Source organism: Streptomyces sp. HNM0574, from assembly GCF_012726235.1.
Classification (GTDB): domain Bacteria; phylum Actinomycetota; class Actinomycetes; order Streptomycetales; family Streptomycetaceae; genus Streptomyces.
The window spans coordinates 352167-373640 of record NZ_JAASAH010000004.1 but is presented as its reverse complement, the minus strand read 5'-3'; the positions used below and the strand labels follow the sequence as shown (position 1 = coordinate 373640).

At 73.4% G+C, this 21474-nt stretch carries 17 protein-coding genes; 5 read left to right on the top strand and 12 right to left on the bottom strand.

What is annotated here, in order from left to right; translation table 11 throughout:
- Window positions 1–197: 197 nt before the first annotated feature.
- From HCC30_RS10675 to HCC30_RS10665, 3 genes are all read right to left on the bottom strand, one after another.
- A complete protein-coding gene (locus HCC30_RS10675; RefSeq protein WP_346776572.1) occupies window positions 198–1616 on the bottom strand; it encodes an NAD(P)/FAD-dependent oxidoreductase in 1419 nt (472 codons plus the stop codon).
- A 168-nt stretch (window positions 1617–1784) separates the two neighbouring features.
- Entirely contained in the window at window positions 1785–2684 is a 900-nt protein-coding gene (locus HCC30_RS10670; protein WP_169442180.1) for a TIGR01777 family oxidoreductase, read from the bottom strand.
- A 70-nt stretch (window positions 2685–2754) separates the two neighbouring features.
- Window positions 2755–3276: a DUF4240 domain-containing protein gene (locus HCC30_RS10665; protein WP_169442179.1), complete on the bottom strand. Its 522-nt coding sequence runs from the start codon at window positions 3274–3276 to the stop codon at window positions 2755–2757.
- 149 nt (window positions 3277–3425) lie between these two features.
- Between HCC30_RS10665 and HCC30_RS10660 the strand changes: the two genes are divergently transcribed.
- The 3 genes from HCC30_RS10660 to HCC30_RS10650 all read left to right on the top strand — a co-directional run bounded on the left by HCC30_RS10660 (window position 3426) and on the right by HCC30_RS10650 (window position 6627).
- Complete coding sequence (locus tag HCC30_RS10660) at window positions 3426–4646, top strand: RNA-guided endonuclease TnpB family protein (RefSeq protein WP_169442178.1); 1221 nt, start codon at window positions 3426–3428, stop codon at window positions 4644–4646.
- A 308-nt stretch (window positions 4647–4954) separates the two neighbouring features.
- On the top strand, window positions 4955–6514 hold the full coding sequence (locus HCC30_RS10655; RefSeq protein ID WP_169442177.1) for a sodium-dependent transporter: 1560 nt from the start codon (window positions 4955–4957) through the stop codon (window positions 6512–6514).
- A complete protein-coding gene (locus HCC30_RS10650; protein ID WP_169442176.1) occupies window positions 6514–6627 on the top strand; it encodes a methionine/alanine import family NSS transporter small subunit in 114 nt (37 codons plus the stop codon). Before HCC30_RS10655 ends, HCC30_RS10650 begins: the two co-directional genes overlap by 1 nt.
- A 93-nt stretch (window positions 6628–6720) precedes the next feature.
- Here HCC30_RS10650 and aceE read toward each other — a convergent pair whose 3' ends face one another.
- From aceE to HCC30_RS10610, 8 genes are all read right to left on the bottom strand, one after another.
- Window positions 6721–9435 carry a pyruvate dehydrogenase (acetyl-transferring), homodimeric type gene (gene aceE, locus HCC30_RS10645; protein ID WP_169442175.1) on the bottom strand — a complete coding sequence of 905 codons (2715 nt, stop codon included), beginning with the start codon at window positions 9433–9435 and terminating at the stop codon, window positions 6721–6723.
- Between the two features lie 326 nt (window positions 9436–9761).
- Window positions 9762–10385: a GntR family transcriptional regulator gene (locus tag HCC30_RS10640; protein WP_169442174.1), complete on the bottom strand. Its 624-nt coding sequence runs from the start codon at window positions 10383–10385 to the stop codon at window positions 9762–9764.
- Between the two features lie 382 nt (window positions 10386–10767).
- A complete protein-coding gene (gene sucB / locus HCC30_RS10635) occupies window positions 10768–12486 on the bottom strand; it encodes a 2-oxoglutarate dehydrogenase, E2 component, dihydrolipoamide succinyltransferase (protein ID WP_169442173.1) in 1719 nt (572 codons plus the stop codon).
- Between the two features lie 58 nt (window positions 12487–12544).
- Window positions 12545–13933, bottom strand: coding sequence for a dihydrolipoyl dehydrogenase (gene lpdA, locus HCC30_RS10630; RefSeq protein WP_169442172.1), 1389 nt, complete (start codon window positions 13931–13933; stop codon window positions 12545–12547).
- A gap of 373 nt (window positions 13934–14306) precedes the next feature.
- Window positions 14307–15887 carry a leucyl aminopeptidase gene (locus tag HCC30_RS10625; protein ID WP_169442171.1) on the bottom strand — a complete coding sequence of 527 codons (1581 nt, stop codon included), beginning with the start codon at window positions 15885–15887 and terminating at the stop codon, window positions 14307–14309.
- A 261-nt stretch (window positions 15888–16148) separates the two neighbouring features.
- Window positions 16149–16964 carry an adenosylcobinamide-GDP ribazoletransferase gene (locus HCC30_RS10620; RefSeq protein ID WP_169442170.1) on the bottom strand — a complete coding sequence of 272 codons (816 nt, stop codon included), beginning with the start codon at window positions 16962–16964 and terminating at the stop codon, window positions 16149–16151.
- Window positions 16961–18094, bottom strand: a complete 1134-nt coding sequence (locus HCC30_RS10615) for a nicotinate-nucleotide--dimethylbenzimidazole phosphoribosyltransferase (RefSeq protein ID WP_169442169.1) — start codon at window positions 18092–18094, stop codon at window positions 16961–16963. Before HCC30_RS10615 ends, HCC30_RS10620 begins: the two co-directional genes overlap by 4 nt.
- A 99-nt stretch (window positions 18095–18193) precedes the next feature.
- The gene (locus HCC30_RS10610) at window positions 18194–19429 is read right to left on the bottom strand and encodes a bifunctional adenosylcobinamide kinase/adenosylcobinamide-phosphate guanylyltransferase (protein ID WP_169442168.1); all 1236 of its coding nucleotides are present in this window, start codon (window positions 19427–19429) and stop codon (window positions 18194–18196) included.
- A gap of 83 nt (window positions 19430–19512) precedes the next feature.
- On the opposite strand from HCC30_RS10610, the gene HCC30_RS10605 reads away from it, so the two are divergent.
- Complete coding sequence (locus HCC30_RS10605; RefSeq protein WP_169442167.1) at window positions 19513–19728, top strand: hypothetical protein; 216 nt, start codon at window positions 19513–19515, stop codon at window positions 19726–19728.
- A gap of 208 nt (window positions 19729–19936) precedes the next feature.
- Complete coding sequence (locus tag HCC30_RS10600; protein WP_169442166.1) at window positions 19937–20809, top strand: SMP-30/gluconolactonase/LRE family protein; 873 nt, start codon at window positions 19937–19939, stop codon at window positions 20807–20809.
- A gap of 1 nt (window position 20810) precedes the next feature.
- Here the strand turns inward: HCC30_RS10600 and HCC30_RS28530 are convergent, their stop codons facing one another.
- Window positions 20811–21464: a methyltransferase domain-containing protein gene (locus tag HCC30_RS28530; protein WP_346776583.1), complete on the bottom strand. Its 654-nt coding sequence runs from the start codon at window positions 21462–21464 to the stop codon at window positions 20811–20813.
- Window positions 21465–21474: the final 10 nt, after the last annotated feature.

The following is a 21474-nucleotide window of genomic DNA, read 5'->3' as shown; positions in this document are numbered from 1 at the left end:
AGCCGGACGTGCGGGGAGCTGTCCTCGGTGCTGTCAGGGTGCGGGCAGCGGTCATCGGCGGACCTCCTCAAGAATCGGAACCCCAAGCGGTTCGGTATCCACCTTACTGGCCACCACTGACAAAACTCCCTGGTGAAAAGGGGAGTTGGGAGAGGTGTTCGATTCTCCTGGGGTGCGTGGTGAGCCCGTTCCCCGGCTCAGGCCGCAGCCCTCTCGGCCCGGCCTCCCGGAGTGGGCAGCGGCAGCCCGAAGTCCCGCAGCACCTCCTGCGCCGCCCGCCGCGCCGAGGTCAGCGCACCCTGCGCCGTACTCGTGTCCCGGTGGTCCCCGCATACGTAGAGACCCGACAGAACCCGCACCGGACGCCGTACGTCGTGCGGCGCCGGCATCGCCGGTACCGCGCAGTCGTCACGCGTCGCCGACAGCAGCGACCAGCGCTCCGCCGACGCCCCGTACAGCGCCCCGAGCTGGGCCCGGGCCGCCTTGTCGAGCACCGACGGCGGATCACCGGCGGCCGCGCCCAGCACCACCGAGGTCACCAGCGGCAGCCCCGGCCGGGACCGGGTCGGATCGACGGCGGAGGCCACCCAGGTGTGCGAGACGGGACCGCGCCGCGTCCCGCCCTCCACCACCAACGCCGGGGACAGCAGCGGCGGTTCGTCGGCCGCGTGGTGCAGCACCGTCACCGGATGGAAGTCCGGGACGCGCAGCCCCGGCAGCAGCCCGGCGGCGGCGCGCGCCCCCGTCGCGATGACCACGGCACGGCAGGAGAGCACCCCGTGCTCCTCGGTCGTCACGCTGTTCGTGGTCACCGCCGTCACCCGCACCCCCGTCCGCACCGTGCCCTCCGGCAGCGCCCCGGCCAGCAGCCGGGGCACGGCGTCGAGCCCGCCCGCCGGCAGGCACAGGCCCGCGCGGACGAAGCCGCGCAGGGTCACGTCGGCGATCCGGCTCGACGTCGTCAGACCCGGGTCGGACAGCAGCGCCGCGAGCAGCGGACGGATCAGCGGCTCGACCATGTGCACGCTGTGCCCCCGCGCCGACAGCGCCTGCCCCGCCGGGAGTTCGGGCCGGGACAGCAGCCGCTGCGGCGAGGTCGCCGCGAACCGGGTCAGCGCCGTCCGCAGCCGGACCACGTCCAGCGCGCCCGTCATCGCCCACCGGGTCCGCGCCGTCGCCTGCGCACGGGCGGCCCCGAAACCCCGCTGCACCCGCTCGCCCCGCGCGGCCTGGCCCGGCACCGGCGCACGCCCCCCGCCCGCCGGACGGCCCGGCAGCCCCGGGTGGCGCAGATCGCCCACCCGGTAGGTGCGCTCCCCGGCCCGCAGCAGCGCGCCCGGCGCGAACGGCCGCAGCGCGAGCGGGGCGAGCGCCGGCAGCCGGGCCAGCTCCGGCCAGTCGGGACAGAGCAACTGGCCGCCGCGGTCCAGCCGGTAGCCGTCGACGCCGTCGGTCGCCATCCGCCCGCCGGTACGGTCCTCCGCCTCCAGGACGAGGACCCGCACCCCGGCGCGGGCCAGATGGTGCGCCGCCGCGAGCCCGGACACCCCCGCGCCCACCACGACGACGTCGGCGTCCTGCGTGCGGCCGGTGCCTGCTGCGCTGCTGATGAGCACGGTGCCTCCCCGCGGTCGACGCGCGCCGGAGGCGTCCCCGATGACGCCCCTGTTGCTCAACCGGCCCGTCTCATACCCGAGTTGGCCGCCCTTCCATGCCGCCGCACGGGCCGCGCACGCCTGGGGGCACGGGCGCACACCGGGTCGCACCCGGCCCGGCCGCGACGGTCAGCGCAGCGCGGCCCGTACCGCTTCCTCGATCCCGGGGAAGGCGAAGTCGAAGCCGGACTCCAGCAGTTGCGTCGGCAGCACCCGCTGGCTGCCCAGCACGTCCTCCGCGAAGTCGCCGAGCGCGGCGCGCAGCGCGGCCGCCGGGACGGGGAACAGCGCGGGCCTGCGCAGCACCCGGGCCATCGCCGCGGTCACCTCGCGGTTGGTCACCGGGTCCGGGGCCGTCAGGTTGACCGGGCCCGTCAGCTCCTCCGTGTCGAGGATGTGCCGCAGCGCGGCGATGTGGTCGTGCAGCGCGATGTGGCTCCAGTACTGGCTGCCGTCCCCCAGCCGCCCGCCGAGCCCCGCCTTGAAGACCGGGAACAGCTTCCCCCAGGCCCCGCCGCCGCGCGCGACGACCAGACCGGTACGCGCGTACACCGTGCGGATGCCCGCCTCCTCCGCCTCGGCGGCGGCCTCCTCCCACTCCTGGCAGACGTCGGCGAGGAAGCCGTGCCCGGGCGGGGCGCTCTCGTCGACGGCCCGGTCCCCGGTGTCCCCGTAGTAGCCGACGGCCGTGCCCACGACCAGCGTCGCGGGCGGGGTGTCGAGCGAGGCCAGCGCGTCCGCGACGGCGGCCGTCCCCAGCACCCGGCTGTCCCGGATCTCCTTCTTGTACGCGGCCGTCCACCGCCGGTCGCCCACCCCGGCACCGGCGAGATGCACGACGGCCTCGCAGCCGACGAGCCCCGCGGTGTCGACGTACTGCCGCTTGGGGTCCCACTCCACCTCGTCGCCCGCCTCCGAGGGACGGCGGACGAGGCGTACGACGTCGTGCCCGTCGGAGCGGAGCGAGCGGGTGAGAGCTGACCCGATGAGACCGGTGGAACCGGTGACCGCGATACGCATGCCGCACATCCTGCCGCGAGCGGCCCCAGCCCGCGCCACCGGCCCGCGCGCGACCCGCCCCGGCAACCCCTACGTGCCGTCAGGCCCGGAAACGCTCCCAGAGTTTGGGCAGCCGTTCGGCCAGCGCCCGCTCGTCCTCCAGGTCGAGCGGCACCCCGACCGGCTCCTCCGGCGGCTCCGGCAGGCCCAGTTCGGGCAGCTCCTGCCCGGTCAGCTGCTCGTACGCGTCGTCGGCCGTGAAGCCGAGCTCCTCGCCGTCCCCGTCGAGGTCCGCGTCGAACTCGCCGAGCAGCCCGGCCAGGGTGTCCGCGTCGTGCGCCGCGTTCTCGAAGACCTCCCGGCCCTGCCCGATCAGCCAGCACCGGAAGGAGGAGAAGACGTCGTCACTGGCCCCGTCCAGCAGAATCCACGCGGCGGCCCACAGATCCCACTGGTACGCCCGGTTGTACCGGGACTCGAAGTGCTGCGCGAAGCAGGTCACCGCATCCGGATCGAGCTGCGCCAGCCGGTCGACGAGCAGCTCACCCTGCTCGTCGGCATCCCCGTCCGCCGCGGTCCTGGCGGAGTCGATCAGCTCCCAGAACTCCGTCTCTTCCATCATCGTGTGGCCCGGGGGTGTCCCGCTTCGGCGGGGTGGGGAACGACTGCTCTCACTGGTGTGACCTCCGCTTTCTGCACGGATCTGGGGGTGTTGTCAGTGGAGCCCGGTAGCGTGATCGCGCTGGCTTTGGTCGTGGAGGTGAGGCGGGGATGAGGCGTGCCTACAAGTTCTTGCTTCGTCCCACCGTCCGTCAGGAGACGGCTCTCGCGGAGATGCTTCGGGACCACTGCTCGCTCTACAACGGCGCGTTGCAGGAGCGACGTGACGCCTACCGGCACGTCTCCAGGACGAGTGTGAGGTACCGGGAGCAGTCCGCGCAGCTCAGGGAGATCAGGGCGTTTGACCCGAAGCATCAGGGGCGCTGGTCGTTCAGCTCGCAGCAGGCCACCTTGCGCAGGCTGGACAGGGCGTTCCAGGCATTCTTCCGGCGGGTGAGGGCCGGACTGGCCCCTGGATACCCCCGTTTCCGGGGCGTCGGGCACTTCGACACCGTGACCTTCCCCAAGGACGGGGACGGCTGCCGTTGGGACTCGACTCCGCAGGACAAGCAGACCCGCGTGCGTCTGCAAGGTGTCGGGCACGTCCGCGTGCACCGGCACCGCGCGGTGCGGGGCCGGGTCAAGACGGTCGGTATCAAGCGGGAGGGCCGTCGCTGGTACGTCGTGCTCTCCTGCGACGAAGTCCCCGTCGCACCTCTGCCCGAGACGGGCAGCATTGTCGGCATCGACATGGGAACGGTGCATTTCCTCACCGACTCGGGCGGCGAGCACACCGAGAACCCCGGGTTCCTCGCCACGATGGCCGACGAACTGGCCAAGGCCCAGCGGCATCTGTCGACATTCCCCAGGCGCACCGGGCAACGCACGAAGAAGCACCGGGCAGCGGCGCGGAAGGTCGCCGGGCTGCATGCGAAGATCCGCCGTCAGCGGCTCGACCACCATCACAAGACCGCGCTCGGCCTCGTGCGGCAGCACGACGTGGTCGGGCACGAGAAGCTGAACACCGCGGGCATGACCAAGGCGCCCGCACCCAGGCCCGACCCCGGGAACGACGGCGCCTTCCTCCCGAACGGGGCCGCCGCGAAGGCCTGGCTCAACCGCAGCATCCTCGACGCGGGTTGGGGGCAGTTCCTGGGGATCCTGGCGCAGAAGGCTGAGAGTGCCGCTCGCCGTGTGATTCCGGTGGACGCCCGCAACACCTCCCGTACGTGCCCGCTGCGGATCGGCGGATGCGGGCACGTCAGCGGGGAGAACCGTGTCACCCGGGCCGAGTTCGAGTGCGTCAGATGCGGCCTGGTGGCCGACGCGGACCGCGTCGGCGCGTTGAACGTCCTGCACAGGGCCGGGCTGGCCCTCTGTGACGGTGCCTAGCCACCGGTCCAGAAAGCCCGCGACGTCAGTCATGGGCGGAGTCACCACGCGACCAGGATCGGGCCTCAGCAGGCCGTGCGCACGTGGAGCGGGGCGGCTGCGGCCCGCTCGTTACCCGAGTGGAGCCCAATGGTGTTCTCCGGCTGGTTTCCTGCCTCCTGTCGTGCGTCGGGGCCGCTCGGGCCCGGCGTGCCCAGCGGGCGTACCGGTGGCGGGAGTTGAGGCTGATCCGGCGGAAGCAGGAGGGGCGCATTCCGCGGTACCCGCTGCTAACGTTCGCTTACTTCATCCGTGTAAGGAATTGATGTATGGCAAATCAACCCCGTGAACAGTGGGGGAGCAGAGCCGGATTTCTGATGGCCGCGATCGGCTCGGCCGTCGGTCTCGGAAACATCTGGCGCTTTCCCGCGGAGGCGTACAAGAACGGCGGCGGGGCCTTCCTGCTGCCCTATCTCGTCGCGCTCCTCACCGCCGGACTCCCGCTGCTCATCCTCGAGTACTCGGTGGGCCGCAGGTACCGGAAGTCACCGCCGGCCGCGATGCGGGAGATGTCCCGTCCCACCCAGTTCATCGGCTGGTGGCAGGTCGCGGTCTGTACCGTCATCGGCATCTATTACGCCGTCATCGTGGCCTGGGCCGTCCGGTACACCGGATTTTCCTTCGGCTCGCAGTGGGGCGAGGACGCCGAGGCGTTCTTCGGCGGTGATTTCCTCCAGACCTCCGACAGTCCGGGGATGCCCTCGGAGTTCGTCGGCGGGGTCTTCTGGCCCCTGCTGTTCGTCTGGGTCGTCATCCTGGCGATTATCGCGCTGGGCGTGCGGAAGGGCATCGAGAAGTCCAACATGGTCTTCATCCCGGCCCTGCTCGTCTTCTTCGTCGCGCTGGTGGTCCGGGCCGTCACCCTGGACGGCGCTGCCGAGGGCCTCGACGCGCTCTTCCGCCCCGACTGGGGCGCGCTCACCGACGGCAGCGTGTGGGTCGCGGCCTACGGCCAGATCTTCTTCTCGCTGTCCATCGGCTTCGGCATCATGATCACGTACGCCTCGTACCTGGGCCGCAAGGCCGACCTGTCGGGCTCCGCGCTCGTCGCCGGGTTCGCCAACAGCTCGTTCGAAATCCTCGCCGGGATCGGCGTGTTCGCGACGCTGGGCTTCATGGCGCAGGCCAACGGGGTCGGCGTGGGCGAGGTCGTGAGCGACGGCGTGGGCCTGGCCTTCATCGCCTTCCCGACGGTCATCTCGCAGATGCCGCTCGGCACCTTCTTCGGCGTCTGCTTCTTCGTCTCGCTGGCCATCGCGGGCCTGACCTCGCTGGTCAGCATCGTCGAGGTGGTCATCTCCGCGGTCCGCGACCGTACGGGCATGAAGCGGGTCCCGGCCGTGCTGATCGTCGGCGGTGCCATGGCCCTCGTCTCGCTGCTCCTCTTCCCGACGAACCAGGGTCTGTCGCTGCTGGACTCGGCCGACCACTTCATCAACCAGTACGGCATCGTCCTGGCCGCGTTCGTCTTCCTGATCGTCGTGTGCTGGATGCTGCGCGGCAGGCTGAAGGCGCAGCAGGACGACATCAACGCGACGTCCGCCGTCCCGATGGGCTTCCTGTGGCGGATCTGCCTCAGTGTCGTCACGCCGGTGATGCTCGGCTGGATGCTGTTCGACAGTCTGCGCGGCGAGTTCGCGGAGAACTACGGCGGCTATCCGGACAGCTTCGTCGCCTGGGCGGGCTGGGCCGTCGCCGGGGGCGCCCTGGCGATCGGCATCCTGCTCTCGCTGATCCCGTGGCGGCGGGAGACCGCCATCGGCGCCGGGGACGAGTCCGGCGCCCCGGCGGGGGACGAGCCCGTCGCACCCACGAAGGAGGACCGCTGATGTCCACCGGTGCCATCGTGATGATGATCATCGCCATCACCATCGTCTGGGGCGGGCTGGCCGCCGCGATCCTCAAGATCCGCAGCCACCCCGACGAGCAGCGCGCGGACTGATCCGCGCCCGCGCAGGACGAACGGCGGCCGCCGCCCCCTTTCCGAAGGGGACGGCGGCCGCCGCCGTGTGTGCGGGCCCCGGGCCCACCCGGATCAGGCCAGGCCGTACTTCTCGGCCGCCTGCTTCACCTGCTCGTGCTTGACCTCGCCGCGCTTGGCCAGCTGGGCCAGCGCCGCGACGACCACGGACTCGGCGTCGACGCCGAAGTGGCGGCGCGCGTCGTCACGGGTGTCGGACAGGCCGAAGCCGTCCGTGCCGAGCGAGGTCCAGTCCTGCTCGACCCACTGCGCGATCTGGTCCTGCACCTGGCGCATGTAGTCCGAGACGGCCAGCACCGGGCCCTGCGCACCGTCCAGCGCGCGCTGGATGTACGGGGTGCGCTCCTCGCCGCGGATCGCGGCGGCGTCGCACTCCATGGCGTCCCGGCGCAGCTCCGTCCAGGAGGTGGCGGACCAGGTGTCCGCGGCGACGCCCCACTCCTCGGCGAGCATCTGCTGCGCCTTGAGGATCCAGTGCATCGCCGTGCCGGAGGACATCAGCTGGATGCGCGGCGCGTTGGCGGGCAGCGAGGAGCCCTCGATGGCCTGCTCGGCGGTGTTGAACCGGTACAGGCCCTTGAGGATGCCCTCGTCCACGCCCTCGGGCTTGGCCGGCTGCGGCATCGGCTCGTTGTAGACCGTCAGGTAGTAGAAGACGTCTTCCGGGTCCTCGCCGTACATCCGGCGCAGACCGTCCTTGACGATCGCCGCGACCTCGTACGCGAAGGCCGGGTCGTAGCTGAGCGCGGCCGGGTTGGTGGCGGCGATCAGCGGGGTGTGGCCGTCGGCGTGCTGGAGGCCCTCACCGGTGAGGGTGGTGCGGCCCGCGGTGGCGCCGATGAGGAAGCCGCGGCCGAGCTGGTCGCCGAGCTGCCACATCTGGTCGGCCGTGCGCTGCCAGCCGAACATCGAGTAGAAGATGTAGAAGGGGATCATCGGCTCGCCGTGCGTCGCGTAGGACGTGGCGGCGGCGATGAAGTCCGCCATCGAACCGGCCTCGGTGATGCCCTCGTTGAGGACCTGGCCGTCCTTGGCCTCCTTGTAGTACATCAGCTGGTCGCGGTCGACCGGCTCGTACGTCTGGCCCTTCGGCGAGTAGATGCCGGCGGACGGGAAGAGCGACTCCATGCCGAAGGTGCGCGCCTCGTCCGGGACGATCGGCACCCAGCGCTTGCCGGTCTCCTTGTCCCGCAGCAGGTCCTTCACCAGGCGGACGAACGCCATGGTGGAGGCGACCGACTGCTTGCCGGAGCCCTTGTCGAAGGAGGTGAACGCCTTCTCGGCCGGGGCCGGCAGCGGCTTCGGGGCGACCTTGCGGGCCGGGGCCAGGCCGCCGAGCTGCGAGCGCCGGTCCTTGAGGTACTGGACCTCGGGGGAGTTCTCGCCCGGGTGCCAGAACGGGACGGTGTCGCCCTCCAGCGCGGAGTCCGGGATCGGCAGCTCCAGCAGGTCACGCATGTCGCGGAACTCGTCGCCGGAGAGCTTCTTCATCTGGTGGTTCGCGTTCTTCGACGCGAAGCCGTCGCCCAGCGTCCAGCCCTTGACGGTCTGGGTGAGGATGACGGTCGGCGCGCCCTTGTGCTCCACCGCGGCCTTGTAGGCGGCGTACACCTTGCGGGGCTCGTGGCCGCCGCGGGAGTTGTGGAAGCAGTCCAGGATCTTGTCGTCGGACAGCAGCTTCGCCATCTCGACGAGCGCCGGCTCGGAGCCGAAGAAGTGCTCGCGGATGTATGCCGCGTCGCGGGTCTGGTACGTCTGGATCTGCGCGTCCGGTACCTCGCGGAGGCGGCGTACCAGGGCGCCGGTGGTGTCGAGCTGGAACAGCTCGTCCCAGGCGGTGCCCCACAGGGACTTGACGACGTTCCAGCCGGCGCCGCGGAACTGGGCCTCCAGCTCCTGCACGATCTTGAAGTTGGCGCGCACCGGACCGTCGAGCCGCTGCAGGTTGCAGTTGATGACGAAGGTCAGGTTGTCCAGGCCCTCGCGGGAGGCCAGGGCGAGGGAGGCGGTCGACTCCGGCTCGTCCATCTCGCCGTCACCGAGGAAGGCCCACACGTGCGAGGCGGCGGTGTCCTTGATGCCGCGGTTGGCCAGGTAGCGGTTGAACCGCGCCTGGTAGACCGCGGAGATCGGGCCCAGGCCCATGGAGACCGTGGGGAACTCCCACAGCCAGGGCAGGCGCCGCGGGTGCGGGTACGAGGGCAGGCCGTTGCCGCCGGACTCGCGGCGGAAGTGCTCCAGGTTGTCCTCGGTCAGCCGGCCGTCGAGGAAGGCGCGGGCGTAGACGCCTGGGGAGGCGTGGCCCTGGACGTAGATCTGGTCGCCGGAGCCGTCGGCATCCTTGCCCTTGAAGAAGTGCTGGAAGCCCGTCTCGTACAGCCAGGCCGCGGACGCGAAGGTGGCGATGTGGCCGCCGACGCCGTATTTGGAGCCGCGGGAGACCATGGCCGCCGCGTTCCAGCGGTTCCAGGCGGTGATCCGGGACTCCATCGCCTCGTCGCCGGGGTACTCCGGCTCGGCGGCGGTGGGGATGCTGTTGACGTAGTCCGTCTCCAGGACGTCCGGAACGTTCAGGCCGGTCTCACGCGCGTGCCCGAGCGTGCGGCGCATCAGGTAGGCGGCGCGGTGCGGACCGGCGTTCTCGGTCACGGCGTCCAGCGACTCGCGCCACTCGGCGGTCTCCTGAGGGTCGCGGTCCGGGAGCTGATCGAGCTCGCTCGGACGGTTGCGTGCGGCCTGGGCCTGCACGTCGTCGACGGGGTCGGGCATGGTGGCCACCTTCCGGACGGACGGCTAGGGGTGTGCTGAGGACCGGGGGTCCACCTTCAGCGCTCTCCTAGAAAGAAGTTTGGGGGTGGGGCTGGGTTTTCCCTGAAGGGGCAGGACAGGGGAGAGCCCCAGCGACTGGACTGTACGCCCACGATCGATGATCGATCAAAGCTTGGGGGTGAAAAAGTGCCTCACAAGGCGAAATTGGCATTCCGTGCCCCGGAAGGGTGCACCGAGTGCCTCACGTTTTGCAGGGCTTCGCCCGTTTTGCCGTCCCGTCCCGCATACCGCCCTCAGGGCGCCTCGGAGGGGTCGCGCCGAACCCGCTACGCGCGCGGCGCGCAGCCCAGCACGTGCCGCTTGACCAGGGGGCCGATGTCCGGGTCCCGCCGCTCGAACGCCTCCACCACGGCCTGGTGCTCCTCCGCGTAGCTCTGCTGCCGGGTGCCCAGCCAGCGGATCGACAGCGCCGTCCACACCTCGATCCCGAGCGACTCCCAGGTGTGCAGCAGCACGCTGTTCCCCGAGGCGCGCACCAGCTCCCGGTGGAAGCCCACGGTGTGCCGCACCTGCGCCTCCCCGTCGCTCTCCCGGTCCGCCGCGTACAGCGCCTCCACGTGCGGCCGCAGTGCCGAGGTGTCCTCGGCCAGCAGCGGCGCCGCCAGCTCGGCCGCGATCTGCTCCAGACCGGCCCGCACGGGGTAGATCTCCTCCAGGTCCGCGGCGGACAGCTCCCGCACGCGCACCCCCTTGTTCGGCGCCGACTCGATCAGCCGCAGCCCCTCCAGTTCGCGCAGCGCCTCCCGCACCGGCGTCTGGCTGACCTCCAGCTCCGCCGCGATCCGCCGCTCCACGATCCGCTCGCCCGGCTTCCACCGCCCGCTCACGATCCCGTCCACGATGTGCTCGTGGATCTGCTCGCGCAGCGAGTGGACGACGGGCGGGGTCATGGAGGTGCTCCTCAGCGCGGGGACGGATGACTAGACGATATCGGTGCACAGGCCACGGCAGTACGTGCTGGTCGCAGCGCACACTGTGATCCCCCGCACGGCTTTTCGTACGGATCAGCTGGTCCCGACGGTGCTCCCGTACGTATGTCCCCACCGGCCCCGGTCCGGGCCGCCGGAGTCGAACGGATGCGGGGGCGCGAGCCGCACCCTCAGCGCCCCTGTGCCGCCCGTACGCGCCGACCCGGCCCCCGAGCAGCGACGACACCGTACGCGCCCCGCAGACCGGAACGGGCCGCTTCGGCCGGATACGACGACGGCGCCCCCGCCCGGACATGTCCGGGCGGGGGCGCCGAGGTGCTGCGGCTGCGAGCCGAGCGGGTCCTTACAGGCCCAGCTCGGTCTCGAACTCGCCGGCCTCCAGGATCTGCTTGACCGTGGTCAGGTAACGGGCCGCGTCGGCGCCGTCCACGAGACGGTGGTCGTAGGAGAGGGCGAGGTAGGTCATGTGGCGCACGGCGATGGTCTCGCCGAGCTCCGGGTGGTCCACGACGACGGGGCGCTTGACGGTGGCGCCGATGCCGAGGATGCCGACCTGGTTCGGCGGCACGATGACCGTGTCGAACAGGGCGCCGCGCGAACCGGTGTTGCTGACGGTGAAGGTCGCCCCGGACATGTCGTCGGGGGAGATCTGGTTGTTGCGCACCCGGCCCGCCAGCTCGGCGGTCTTCTTGGCGATGCCGGCCAGGTTGAGGTTCCCGGCCTCCTTGATGACGGGGGTCATCAGGCCCTTTTCGGCGTCGACGGCGATGCCGATGTTTTCGACGTCGAAGTAGGTGATGGTGCCTTCGTCGTCGTTGATGCGGGCGTTGACGGCCGGGTGGGCCTTCAGCGCCTGGGCGGCTGCCTTGACGAAGAAGGGCATCGGGGAGAGCTTCACGCCCTCGCGGGCTGCGAAGGCGTCCTTGGCGCGGCCGCGCAGCTTCATGATCTTGGTGACGTCGACCTCGACCACGCTGGTGAGCTGGGCCTGGCTGTGCAGGGCCTTCATCATGTTGTCGCCGATGACCTTGCGCATCCGCGGCATCTTCACCGTCTGACCCCGCAGCGGCGACGCCTCGATGACCGGAGCCTTCGACGCGGCGGCCGGAGCGGCGGCGGCCGGAGCGGCAGCCGGGGCCGGAGCCTTGGCGGCCTCGGCGGCCTCCACGACGTCCTGCTTGCGGATACGGCCACCGACGCCGGTGCCCTGGACCTGCGAGAGGTTCACCCCGTGCTCGGCGGCCAGCTTGCGCACCAGCGGCGTGACGTACGCACCCTCGGCGTCACCCGCGACCGGAGCCGGGGCAGCCGGAGCGGCGGCCGGGGCCGGAGCCGGGGCGGCGGGCGCCGCGGGGGCGGCCGGAGCCGGAGCGGGCTCCGGAGCCGGAGCCGGGGCCGGCGCGGGCTCGGCGGCCGGAGCCGGAGCGGCCGGGGCCTCGGCGGCGGCCGGGGCGGCACCGGCGGCGCCGATGACGGCGAGCTTCGAGCCGACCTCGGCCGTCTCGTCCTCACCGACGGTGATCTCCAGCAGGGTGCCGGAAGCCGGGGCCGGGATCTCGGTGTCGACCTTGTCGGTGGAGACCTCGAGCAGCGGCTCGTCCTCGGAGACCTCCTCGCCGACCTGCTTCAGCCAGCGGGTGACGGTGCCCTCGGTGACGGACTCGCCGAGCGCCGGCAGCACCACGTCGGTGCCCTCGGCGGAACCGGCGGCCGGGGCTGCCGGAGCGGCTTCGGCGGCGGGCGCCGGGGCGGCCTCGGCCGCGGGCTCCGGCTCGGCGGCCGGGGCCGGCTCGGCGGCGGGGGCCTCGGCCGCGGGGGCGCCGGAGCCGTCGTCGATGATCGCCAGCTCGGAGCCGACCTCGACGGTCTCGTCCTCGGCGACCTTGATGGAGGAGAGGGTCCCGGAAGCGGGGGCCGGGATCTCGGTGTCGACCTTGTCGGTCGAGACCTCGAGCAGCGGCTCGTCGGCCTCGACGTGCTCACCCTCGGCCTTCAGCCAGCGGGTGACGGTGCCCTCGGTGACGCTCTCGCCGAGCGCCGGCAGGGATACGGAAACCGCCATGGTTTCGGTTGCTCCTTTAAAAGTGCGGATGTGGTCGTGCGTCGCGCCCGACGTACGGTCAGTCGTGGGAGTGCAGCGGCTTGCCCGCGAGGGCCAGGTGCGCCTCGCCGAGGGCCTCGTTCTGCGTCGGGTGGGCGTGGATGAGCTGTGCCACCTCGGCGGGCAGCGCCTCCCAGTTGTAGATCAGCTGGGCCTCGCCGACCTGCTCACCCATGCGGTCACCGACCATGTGGACGCCGACCACGGCACCGTCGCGGACCTGGACGAGCTTGATCTCACCCGTGGTCTTGAGGATCTTGCTCTTGCCGTTGCCCGCGAGGTTGTACTTGAGCGTGACGACCTTGTCCGCACCGTACGCGTCCTTGGCCTGCTGCTCCGTGAGGCCGACGGAGGCGACCTCGGGGTGGCAGTAGGTCACGCGCGGCACACCGGCGTAGTCGACCGGCACGGGGTTGAGGCCCGCGAGCCGCTCGGCGACGAGGATGCCCTCGGCGAAGCCGACGTGCGCCAGCTGGAGCGTGGGGATGAGGTCGCCGACGGCGGAGATCGTCGGAACGTTCGTCCGGCAGTACTCGTCGACGGTGACGAAGCCGCGGTCCATGGCGACCCCGGCGTCCTCGTAGCCCAGGCCCTGGGAGACCGGGCCGCGGCCGATCGCGACGAGCAGGACCTCGGCCTCGAACTCCTTGCCGTTGGCGAGGGAGACCTTGACGCCGCCGTCCGTGTACTCGGCCTTCTCGAAGAAGGAGCCGAGCTGGAACTTTATGCCCCGCTTGCGGAAGGCCCGCTCCAGCAGCTTGGAGCTGCTCTCGTCCTCGGCCGGGACCAGGTGCGGCAGACCCTCGACGATGGTGACGTCCGTGCCGAAGGACTTCCACGCGGAGGCGAACTCGACGCCGATGACGCCGCCGCCGAGGACGATGGCCGACTTCGGCACGCGGTCCAGGTTCAGCGCGTGGTCCGAGGAGATGATCCGGTTGCCGTCGATCTCCAGGCCGGGCAGGGACTTGGGCACGGAGCCGGTCGCCAGCAGGATGTGGCGGCCCTCGTAGCGCTGGCCGTTGACGTCGACGGAGGTGGCGGAGGTGAGCTTGCCCTCGCCCTCGACGTAGGTCACCTTGCGGGAGGCGACCAGGCCCTGCAGGCCCTTGTACAGGCCGGAGATGACCCCGTCCTTGTACTTGTGGACGCCCTCGATGTCGATGCCGTCGAAGGTGGTCTTCACGCCGAACTCGGCACCCTCGCGGGCCTGGTCGGCCAGCTCGCCGGCGTGCAGCAGCGCCTTGGTGGGAATGCAGCCGTTGTGCAGGCAGGTACCGCCCAGCTTGTTCTTCTCGATCAGGGCGACATCGAGACCCAGCTGCGCCCCGCGCAGGGCAGCGGCATAACCGCCGCTACCGCCTCCGAGGATCACTAGGTCGAAAACGGTGCTGGCGTCGTTCGCCACGTCACGTCCTCCATGCATGGGTACGCCGGAGCCGGTCTCCTGTGACCGGGCGGCTGTATGTGCGGCCGCTGTTTACTCGGCCCTGACTCGGCTTTGGGTGAAGCCGTGCGCTGGGGCCCTGTCCTGCCGGGGATCCATCTTCGCACTTGTCGGCCGGAGCCGGGACGCCGGGCCGGTGAAGTGGCCTCCGGGGGCCCGTTCGCCCAGAGCGATCACGCCTCTCCCGTGCCTGGTGACACCGGCGTCGGTGCCGTACGGGCGCGCTCCCGCACGCGCGCGGACGTCCGGCGCGGTGTGGCCGGTCTCTCACCCCGGCCGGGGGCGGTTCCGCCGGACCGTGCGCCCGGCGGAACCGCCCCGTGCGGAGCGGACGTCAGCCGAGGCCGCCCTCCGCGGTCTCCTCCGCGAGCCGCAGCAGCGTGCGGACCGCCGAACCGGTGCCGCCCTTGGGCGTGTAGCCGTACGGGCCGGACTCGTTGAAGGACGGGCCCGCGATGTCCAGGTGCGCCCAGGGGGTTCCCTCGGTGACGAACTCCTGGAGGAACAGCCCGGCCACCAGGCCGCCGCCCATCCGGTCGCCCATGTTGGCGATGTCGGCGACCGGCGAGTCCATGCCCTGGCGCAGGTACGCGGGCATCGGCATCGGCCAGGAGTCCTCGCCCGCGTCCTCGGCCACCTCGTGCACCGCGGTACGGAACGCCTCGTCGTTCGCCATCACGCCGAAGGTGCGCTTGCCGAGGGCCAGCACCATCGCGCCGGTCAGCGTCGCGACGTCCACGAGCGCGTCGGGGGACTCCTCGCAGGCGCGGGTCAGCGCGTCGGCCAGGACCAGACGGCCCTCCGCGTCGGTGTTGAGCACCTCGACGGTCTTGCCGCTGTACATCGTCAGCACGTCACCGGGGCGGGTGGCGGTGCCGGAGGGCATGTTCTCCGCGAGGGCCAGCCAGCCCGTCACGTTGGCCCGGACGCCGAGCCTGGCGGCCGCGACGACCGCGCCGAACACGGCGGCGGCGCCGCTCATGTCGGACTTCATCGTCTCGTTGTGCCCGGCGGGCTTGAGCGAGATGCCGCCCGAGTCGTAGGTGATGCCCTTGCCGACGAGCGCGAGGGTCTTCTCCGCCTTGGGGTGGGTGTACGAAATCCGCACCAGCCGGGGCGGGTTGGCCGAGCCCTGGCCGACGCCGAGGATGCCGCCGTAGCCGCCCTTCGCCAGCGCCTTCTCGTCCAGCACCTCGGCCTTCAGGCCGTGTTCCTTGGCCGCGGCCTGCGCCTGCGCGGCGAAGGTCTTCGGGGTGAGGTCGTTCGAGGGGGTGTTGATGAGGTCGCGCGCGCGGTGCACCTCGTCCGCGAGCACCTGGGCGCGCTCCACCGCGGCCTTGTGCTCCTTGTCGCGCGGCTTGGCGCCGACGACGGCGATCTCGGCGAGCGGCGCGGAGGCGTCACCGGCCTTCTCGGCCTTCGCGGACTTCTTGCCCGCGGCGTCCTTGCCGGCGTCGCCGCTGTTGCCGCGGTACGCGGTGAAGGCGTACGCGCCCAGCAGCGCGCCCTCGGCGACGGCGGCGACGGCCGCGACGTCCTCGACGGGCAGCGCGAACGCGGCCTTCTTGGTACCGGACAGGGCGCGCGCCGCCGAACCGGCCGCGCGGCGCAGCACCTCGGGCGCGAACGGCTCGCCCTCGGCGGGCGCTTCACCGAGCCCGACCGCGAGCACGACCGGCGCCTTCACCCCGCTCGCCGGGGCGGGGACCTTGGTGACCTCGCCCTCGGCGCCGCTCGCCCCGAGCGTGTCCAGCGTGGTGGCGAGTTTCCCGCCGAACGCCGTGTCCACGGCCTCGCCGCCGGGGGCGACGGAGACGGCGGCCTTGCCCGAGGGGCGGCCCTTGGCGATGCCGATGACGACCGCGTCCGCGCGCAGCGTCGCGGCGGACGAGGTGCTGAGAGTCAGTGCAGACACTGTGGGGGAGACCTTCTTCCTTGATGAAGCCGGGTATCTCTGGGACGGCTTCGGGCACTTCGGGCATGGTATGCCCGTGTGATCCCGGGCGTTTTCGCGACCCTATGCGCTACCGGCCCGTCCGTACCGGCCTGTTCGCCCGTTCCCGGGCCGCCGGCCGGTACGCCGTCCCGCCCCGGCCCGCGACGGGGACGGCGCCCCTGCCGCCGGTCAACTCCCGTACCCGGCAGGCGGATCGGTATCCCTGAACGGGCGGTCCGCTCAGCCGAGAGCGAGGACGACCAGCGTCGCGGTGGCCGCGGTCTCCGCCAGCGCGCCGAAGACGTCGCCGGTGACCCCGCCGAAGCGGCGGCGGCAGTGCCGCAGCAGCGCCTCGCCCGCGGCGAGCCCCAGCACGGCGGCGGCCGCGTACGCCACGGCCCCCGGGACGCCGCCGAGTGCGGCCCCGGCGAGCGCGGCGAGCAGCGCGACCACGGCCGCCGCGGCGCGGGCCCGGGCGGCGGGGACGGTTCCGGCGACGGCGGCGCCCAGCCCCTCGGGCCGCGCGGCCGGGACACCGGAGCGGGAGGCCAGCGTCAGCGCCGTACGGGCCACCACGGCGGAGACCACGACGGCCGTGCCCCCGGCCGCCCAGCCCCGCGCGAACAGCTCGCTCAGCACGGCGATCTGGCCCAGCAGCGCCAGGACGAGGGTGATCACCCCGAACGGGCCGATGTCCGACTGCTTCATGATCCGCAGCGCGTCGTCCGCCGGCTTCCCGCTGCCGAGCCCGTCCGCGACGTCCGCCAGCCCGTCCAGGTGCAGCCCCCGGGTCAGCGCCGCCGGGACGGCGACGGCGACCACGGCCGCGAGCAGCGGCGACGCGCCCAGCACCAGCAGCAGGCACCCGGCGGCCGCCGCGGCCAGGCCGACGACGAGCCCGGCGCCCGGCGCGCACAGCATCCCGGTCCTGGCGGCCGGGCGGTCCCAGCGCTCCACCCGTACGGGCAGCACGGTCAGCGTGCCCAGCGCGAAGCGCAGACCCTCGGACGGGCGGGCGGGGGAGGGGAGTTGAGCGGCGGGGTCCTGCGCGGTCACGTGGCGTCGACCGCGTCCAGGGCCTCGTCCGCCGCGCCGTCCTCGGCCGACGGCGCGTCCGCGACCGGCAGTTCGGCGGTGAGCTGGGCGGCGGCCTGCACCAGCGGCAGCGCCAGCAGGGCGCCCGCGCCGCCGCCGAGGGCCACGTCCTGGGCGAGCAGCGGGTCGAGGGAGAGCCGGTCGAGGGCCTTCTCCTGCGCGGGCTCGCCGCTCACGTGGCCCGCCACCCACCAGTCGGGCGCGCGGAAGGCGACCCGCTGCGCCACCAGCGCGCAGGCCGCCGACACCACGCCGTCCAGGATCACCGGCGTCCGCCGCACCGCGCACTGGAGCAGGAAGCCGGTGACGGCCGTCAGGTCGGCGCCGCCGACCGCCGCCAGCAGCTTCAGCTGGTCGCCCAGCACCGGCCTGGCCCGGCGCAGACCGTCCCGTACGGCGGCGCACTTGCGCATCCACGCGAGGTCGTCGATCCGCCCGCTGCCCCGGCCGGTGACGACGGAGGCGTCCGTTCCGCAGAGCGCGGCGATCAGCGTCGCCGCCGCCGTGGTGCCGCCCACCGACAGGTCGCCCAGGACGACGAGGTCGGTGCCCCGGTCGGCCTCCTCGTCGGCGACGGCCATGCCCGCGCGGAAGGCCCGCTCCGCCTCCTCGGCGGTCAGCGTGTCCTCGACGTCCAGCCGGCCGGAGGAGCGGCGCACCCGGTACCGCGTCACCTCCTCGGGGAACGCGTCCGGATCGCAGTCCAGCGCCATGTCGACCACCCGCACCGGGACTCCGGCCCGTCGGGCCAGCACCGCCTCGGCCGAGGTGCCGTCCAGCGCGGCGCGCACCAGCTCGGACGCGCTGCCCGCGGCCCGGGTCGAGACGCCCTGCCCGGCGACGCCGTGGTCACCGGCGAAGAGCACCAGGCGGGGGCTGCGCACCGGCTCGGCCGGGACGCGGCCCTGGGCCGCCGTCAGCCACTCCGCGAGATCGTCCAGCCGGCCCAGCGCCCGAGGGGGCAGCTCCATCCGGGCCCGCCGCTCCTCGGCCTCGCGGCGGCGTCCGCCGTGCGGGCGCTCGATGAGATCGGAGAAGTCGTCCAGGTCCAGGTCACGGGCACGGTCGCGGTCCGAGGTGCGGTCACTCATGGTCGCGAAGCGTACGGCACCACCCGCGTGCGCCGGTACGCGTGGGCGGGCGCCGCGGGCCCGTCCGCGCGGGCGCGGGAGGCACGCGCGCCGGTGCCGTCAGCCGCGCAGTGGTTGCGCGATGCCCGCCGTGACGAGCAGTACGTGCTCGCACTCGGCCGCGAACGCCGCGTTCAGCCGCCCCAGTTCGTCCCGGAAGCGCCGCCCGGCGGCCGTCGCCGGGACGACGCCGGAGCCGACCTCGTTGCTCACCGCGACGAGGGTGCGCGGCGTCTCCCGCACCGCCGCCGTGAGCGCCGCGACCCGTTCCGCCAGCGCCCCGGCGCCGCCGTCCGCCCAGCGCGCGTCGTCCCAGGCGCCGACCTCGTCCATCGCGTACGTCAGCCACAGCGCCAGGCAGTCGACGAGCAGCGGCGGGCCCTCCGCGGCGAGCAGCGGCACCAGGTCGCGGGTCTCCTCCGTGCGCCAGGAGGCGGGCCGCCGCTCGCGGTGCGTGGAGACGCGCTCGGCCCACTCCGGGTCCCCGTCCCTGGTGCCGCCGGTGGCGACGTAGACCACGCCGGGGAAGCTCTCCAGCCGCCGCTCCGCCTCCACCGACTTGCCCGAGCGGGCGCCGCCGAGGACCAGCGTCCGCCGCGGCACGTCCGGCACCTCGTGGTACTCGCCGACCGTCAGCGTCGTGCTGTCCGGCACCGCGCGGGCGCCCGCCGCGGCGAGCCTGCGGGGCAGTTCGGACGGCGGGACGTCGTGGTCGAGGTGGACGGCGACGACGTCGGTCGTCGGGGTCACCGCGCCGGAGGCCCGCAGCCGGGCCAGCGCGTCCGGGCGCCCGACGACGTCCAGCACGACCATCTCGTACGGGCCGGTGCCGTCCGCCCGCGCGTCCTGGTCGTCGGGGCCGTCCGGCGCGGGGCCCAGCCCGGCGGGGGCCGTGCCCGGCGGGAGGTACAGCAGCCGTTCGCCGCCGGGGCCCGTCACCTCGTAGCCGGTGCCCGGCGCGTCCAGCGCGACGGCCCGCACCCGGTGACCGCTGATCAGCGCCAGCTCCTGCCGGTCCGGTACGCGGACGGGGGCCGGGAGCCCGGCGGGGATCTCCCGCGCCGGACCGTTGTGCGGGTGGGAGAGGAACACCTGGCGCACGCCGTTCAGCGACTGCCCGGCGCGGGCCGCGGCGAAGGCCGGTCCCGGGGTCAGGTCGAGCAGCAGCGTGGCGTCGACGAGCAGTGCGGTGGCGGCGCGTGCGGCGTCGCCGACCGCGGCCGCACAGCTCGCGCAGGGGCAGCCGGGGCGGGGGAGTCCGGCGGGTGCGCCGGTGCCGAGCAGAGTGAGTTCCACACCACGATCGTCTCGTGACCGGACGTGGGCCGCGCACCCGGCATTAGTCTGCCGAAGGCAACTGTCGATGTCGGGAGGCGCACATGGCGTGGACGTGGCGATTCGAGAAGGCCGACGGGACGGAGACCGAACCGGCGGTCACGCCCGAGGAGTTCCCCACGCAGGGGGACGCCGAGTCCTGGATCGGGGAGGTCTGGAAGGACCTCCTGGAGGGCGGCACCGAACAGGTGACCCTCCTGGAGGACGGCAGCACGGTGTACGGGCCGATGAGCCTCAGCGCCGAGGAGGCCGCGGGCTGACGGCCCCGCGGCGGGGGCGCCGCGAGGCCCCGACGGGGAGGGCTCGCGGCGCCCGCCCGTGACCGCTCCCGCGCGCCGGAGCACGCCGCCGGAGTGCGGTGCCTCCGGCTCGCGGGCGGGTACGGTCCCGGGAACGGCCGCACCTGCGTACGGGGCGGCACCCCCGGTGCGACGGCCCGCGGCACGGGCCGGAGGAGGAAGACCGCTCATGCTGCCCGAGAAGTCCGCCTCACCACCGGGTTCTGGAAGGCCGGTCGCGTCCGGCCGGCTGGAGAGGGGCGGTGGCCCGCGGCTGCTCGGCGACGGCACCGTCGTCCTGGCCGACGTCACCGGCGGGCGGCTGCTGAAGATCCCCGACGAGCCGGGCCCCGAGGCGGACCTGGAGGAACTCGCGGGCCCCGCACGGCTCCCCGCGCACCTGCTCGCCGCGGCCCCGCTCGCCGGGGACGGCGCGGACTGGCTCGTGGCCTGCGGCGGCGGCTTCGCCGTGCTGGACGGCGACCCCGCCGCCGGAGCGCGGTGGCTCACCCGCACCGAACCGCTCAGCTGCGCCGCGAGCGATCCGCGCGGCCGGGTCTGGGCGGGCACCGAGGCGGGCGGCGTCCTGCTGCTCGGCCCGGACGGGAGCGTCACCGAGGCCCTGCCGCCCGGCGGCCGCCCCGCACCCCGAGGCCTCGCCTTCGCCCCGGACGGGGGCACGCTCTACCTCGCGGGCCGGAACATCGAGGCCCATCCCGTCGACCCGGACACCGGGGCCCTGCGGCGTCCCTCGCGCACCCTGGCGCGGGTGGCCGAGGCGGACGGGCTGCCGTGCGGGATGGCCGCCGACGGGTTCGGGCGGCTGTGGTGCGCGCTGCGCGGCGGCGCCGCCGTGCGCTGCTTCGCGCCGGAGGGCCGCGTCCTCCTCGACGTCCCCGTCCCCGCCTGGCAGCCCTCGGGCGTCTGCCTCACCGGCGGCACGATGCTCGTCACCACCGACTACGACGGGCTCACCGGGCGCGGACCGCTGGACGGCGCGGTGCTGGAGCTGCTGTGCACGGCCCCCGTCGTCCCGTCCGGGCCCGCCGTCCTCGGCGGGTGAGTCAGCCCCGTACCCCGCACAGGTGCAGCAGGGCCGCGACGGAGCGGTACGGGTCGGTGCGGCCCGCGCGCTCCTCGGCGTCCAGCATCCGCGGGTCCGGTTCGTCCGGCCCGTCGCCGGACGGGCCCGAGGAGAAGACGCCGATCCCGTACCAGGCGCTCAGCGGGGTGCCGGCGCCCGACATGGCGCGCGCGAACGTCTCGCGGCGCAGCGGGTGTTCGGCGCGCGCCGGGTAGTCGAGCGCGGCCAGCGCCGCGTCCCAGTCGCCCAGGCGCGCGGGGTGCACGGCCAGCGCGTCGTCGTTGCGGACGACGACGGACAGCAGCCCGCCGGGTGCCAGCACCCGCGCGAGACCGGCGAGCGTGTTCCCCGGCTCGCGGGCCTCGGTCAGGTCGCTGTGGCACAGCACGACGTCGAAGGAACCGGGCGCGAAGCGCGCCCCGGCCTCCGCGACGGCACCGCCGACGAGGTCGACCCGCCCGGCCGTCTCCTCCGGTTCCCCGTCGAGCGCGGCACGGACGACGTCCAGCAGATCGGGGTCGGCGAGACCGGTCACCCGGTGCCCGGAACGGGCCAGCCGCAGGATCTGCTCACCCCGGCCCGGGCCCGCGTCCAGCACCCGCAGCTCGCGGCCGGTGCCGAGGCGGGAGGTGATCTGCTCGGTG

What these genes read in the sequence shown, in the direction of transcription:
- HCC30_RS10670 (WP_169442180.1), bottom strand. Translation starts at nt 2,684, where the DNA reads ATGTGCGGCATGCGTATCGCGGTCACCGGTTCCACCGGTCTCATCGGG.
- HCC30_RS10665 (WP_169442179.1), bottom strand. Translation starts at nt 3,276, where the DNA reads ATGATGGAAGAGACGGAGTTCTGGGAGCTGATCGACTCCGCCAGGACC.
- HCC30_RS10660 (WP_169442178.1), top strand. Translation starts at nt 3,426, where the DNA reads ATGAGGCGTGCCTACAAGTTCTTGCTTCGTCCCACCGTCCGTCAGGAG.
- HCC30_RS10655 (WP_169442177.1), top strand. Translation starts at nt 4,955, where the DNA reads ATGGCAAATCAACCCCGTGAACAGTGGGGGAGCAGAGCCGGATTTCTG.
- HCC30_RS10650 (WP_169442176.1), top strand. Translation starts at nt 6,514, where the DNA reads ATGTCCACCGGTGCCATCGTGATGATGATCATCGCCATCACCATCGTC.
- aceE (WP_169442175.1), bottom strand. Translation starts at nt 9,435, where the DNA reads ATGCCCGACCCCGTCGACGACGTGCAGGCCCAGGCCGCACGCAACCGT.
- HCC30_RS10640 (WP_169442174.1), bottom strand. Translation starts at nt 10,385, where the DNA reads ATGACCCCGCCCGTCGTCCACTCGCTGCGCGAGCAGATCCACGAGCAC.
- sucB (WP_169442173.1), bottom strand. Translation starts at nt 12,486, where the DNA reads ATGGCGGTTTCCGTATCCCTGCCGGCGCTCGGCGAGAGCGTCACCGAG.
- HCC30_RS10615 (WP_169442169.1), bottom strand. Translation starts at nt 18,094, where the DNA reads ATGAGTGACCGCACCTCGGACCGCGACCGTGCCCGTGACCTGGACCTG.
- HCC30_RS10605 (WP_169442167.1), top strand. Translation starts at nt 19,513, where the DNA reads ATGGCGTGGACGTGGCGATTCGAGAAGGCCGACGGGACGGAGACCGAA.
- HCC30_RS10600 (WP_169442166.1), top strand. Translation starts at nt 19,937, where the DNA reads ATGCTGCCCGAGAAGTCCGCCTCACCACCGGGTTCTGGAAGGCCGGTC.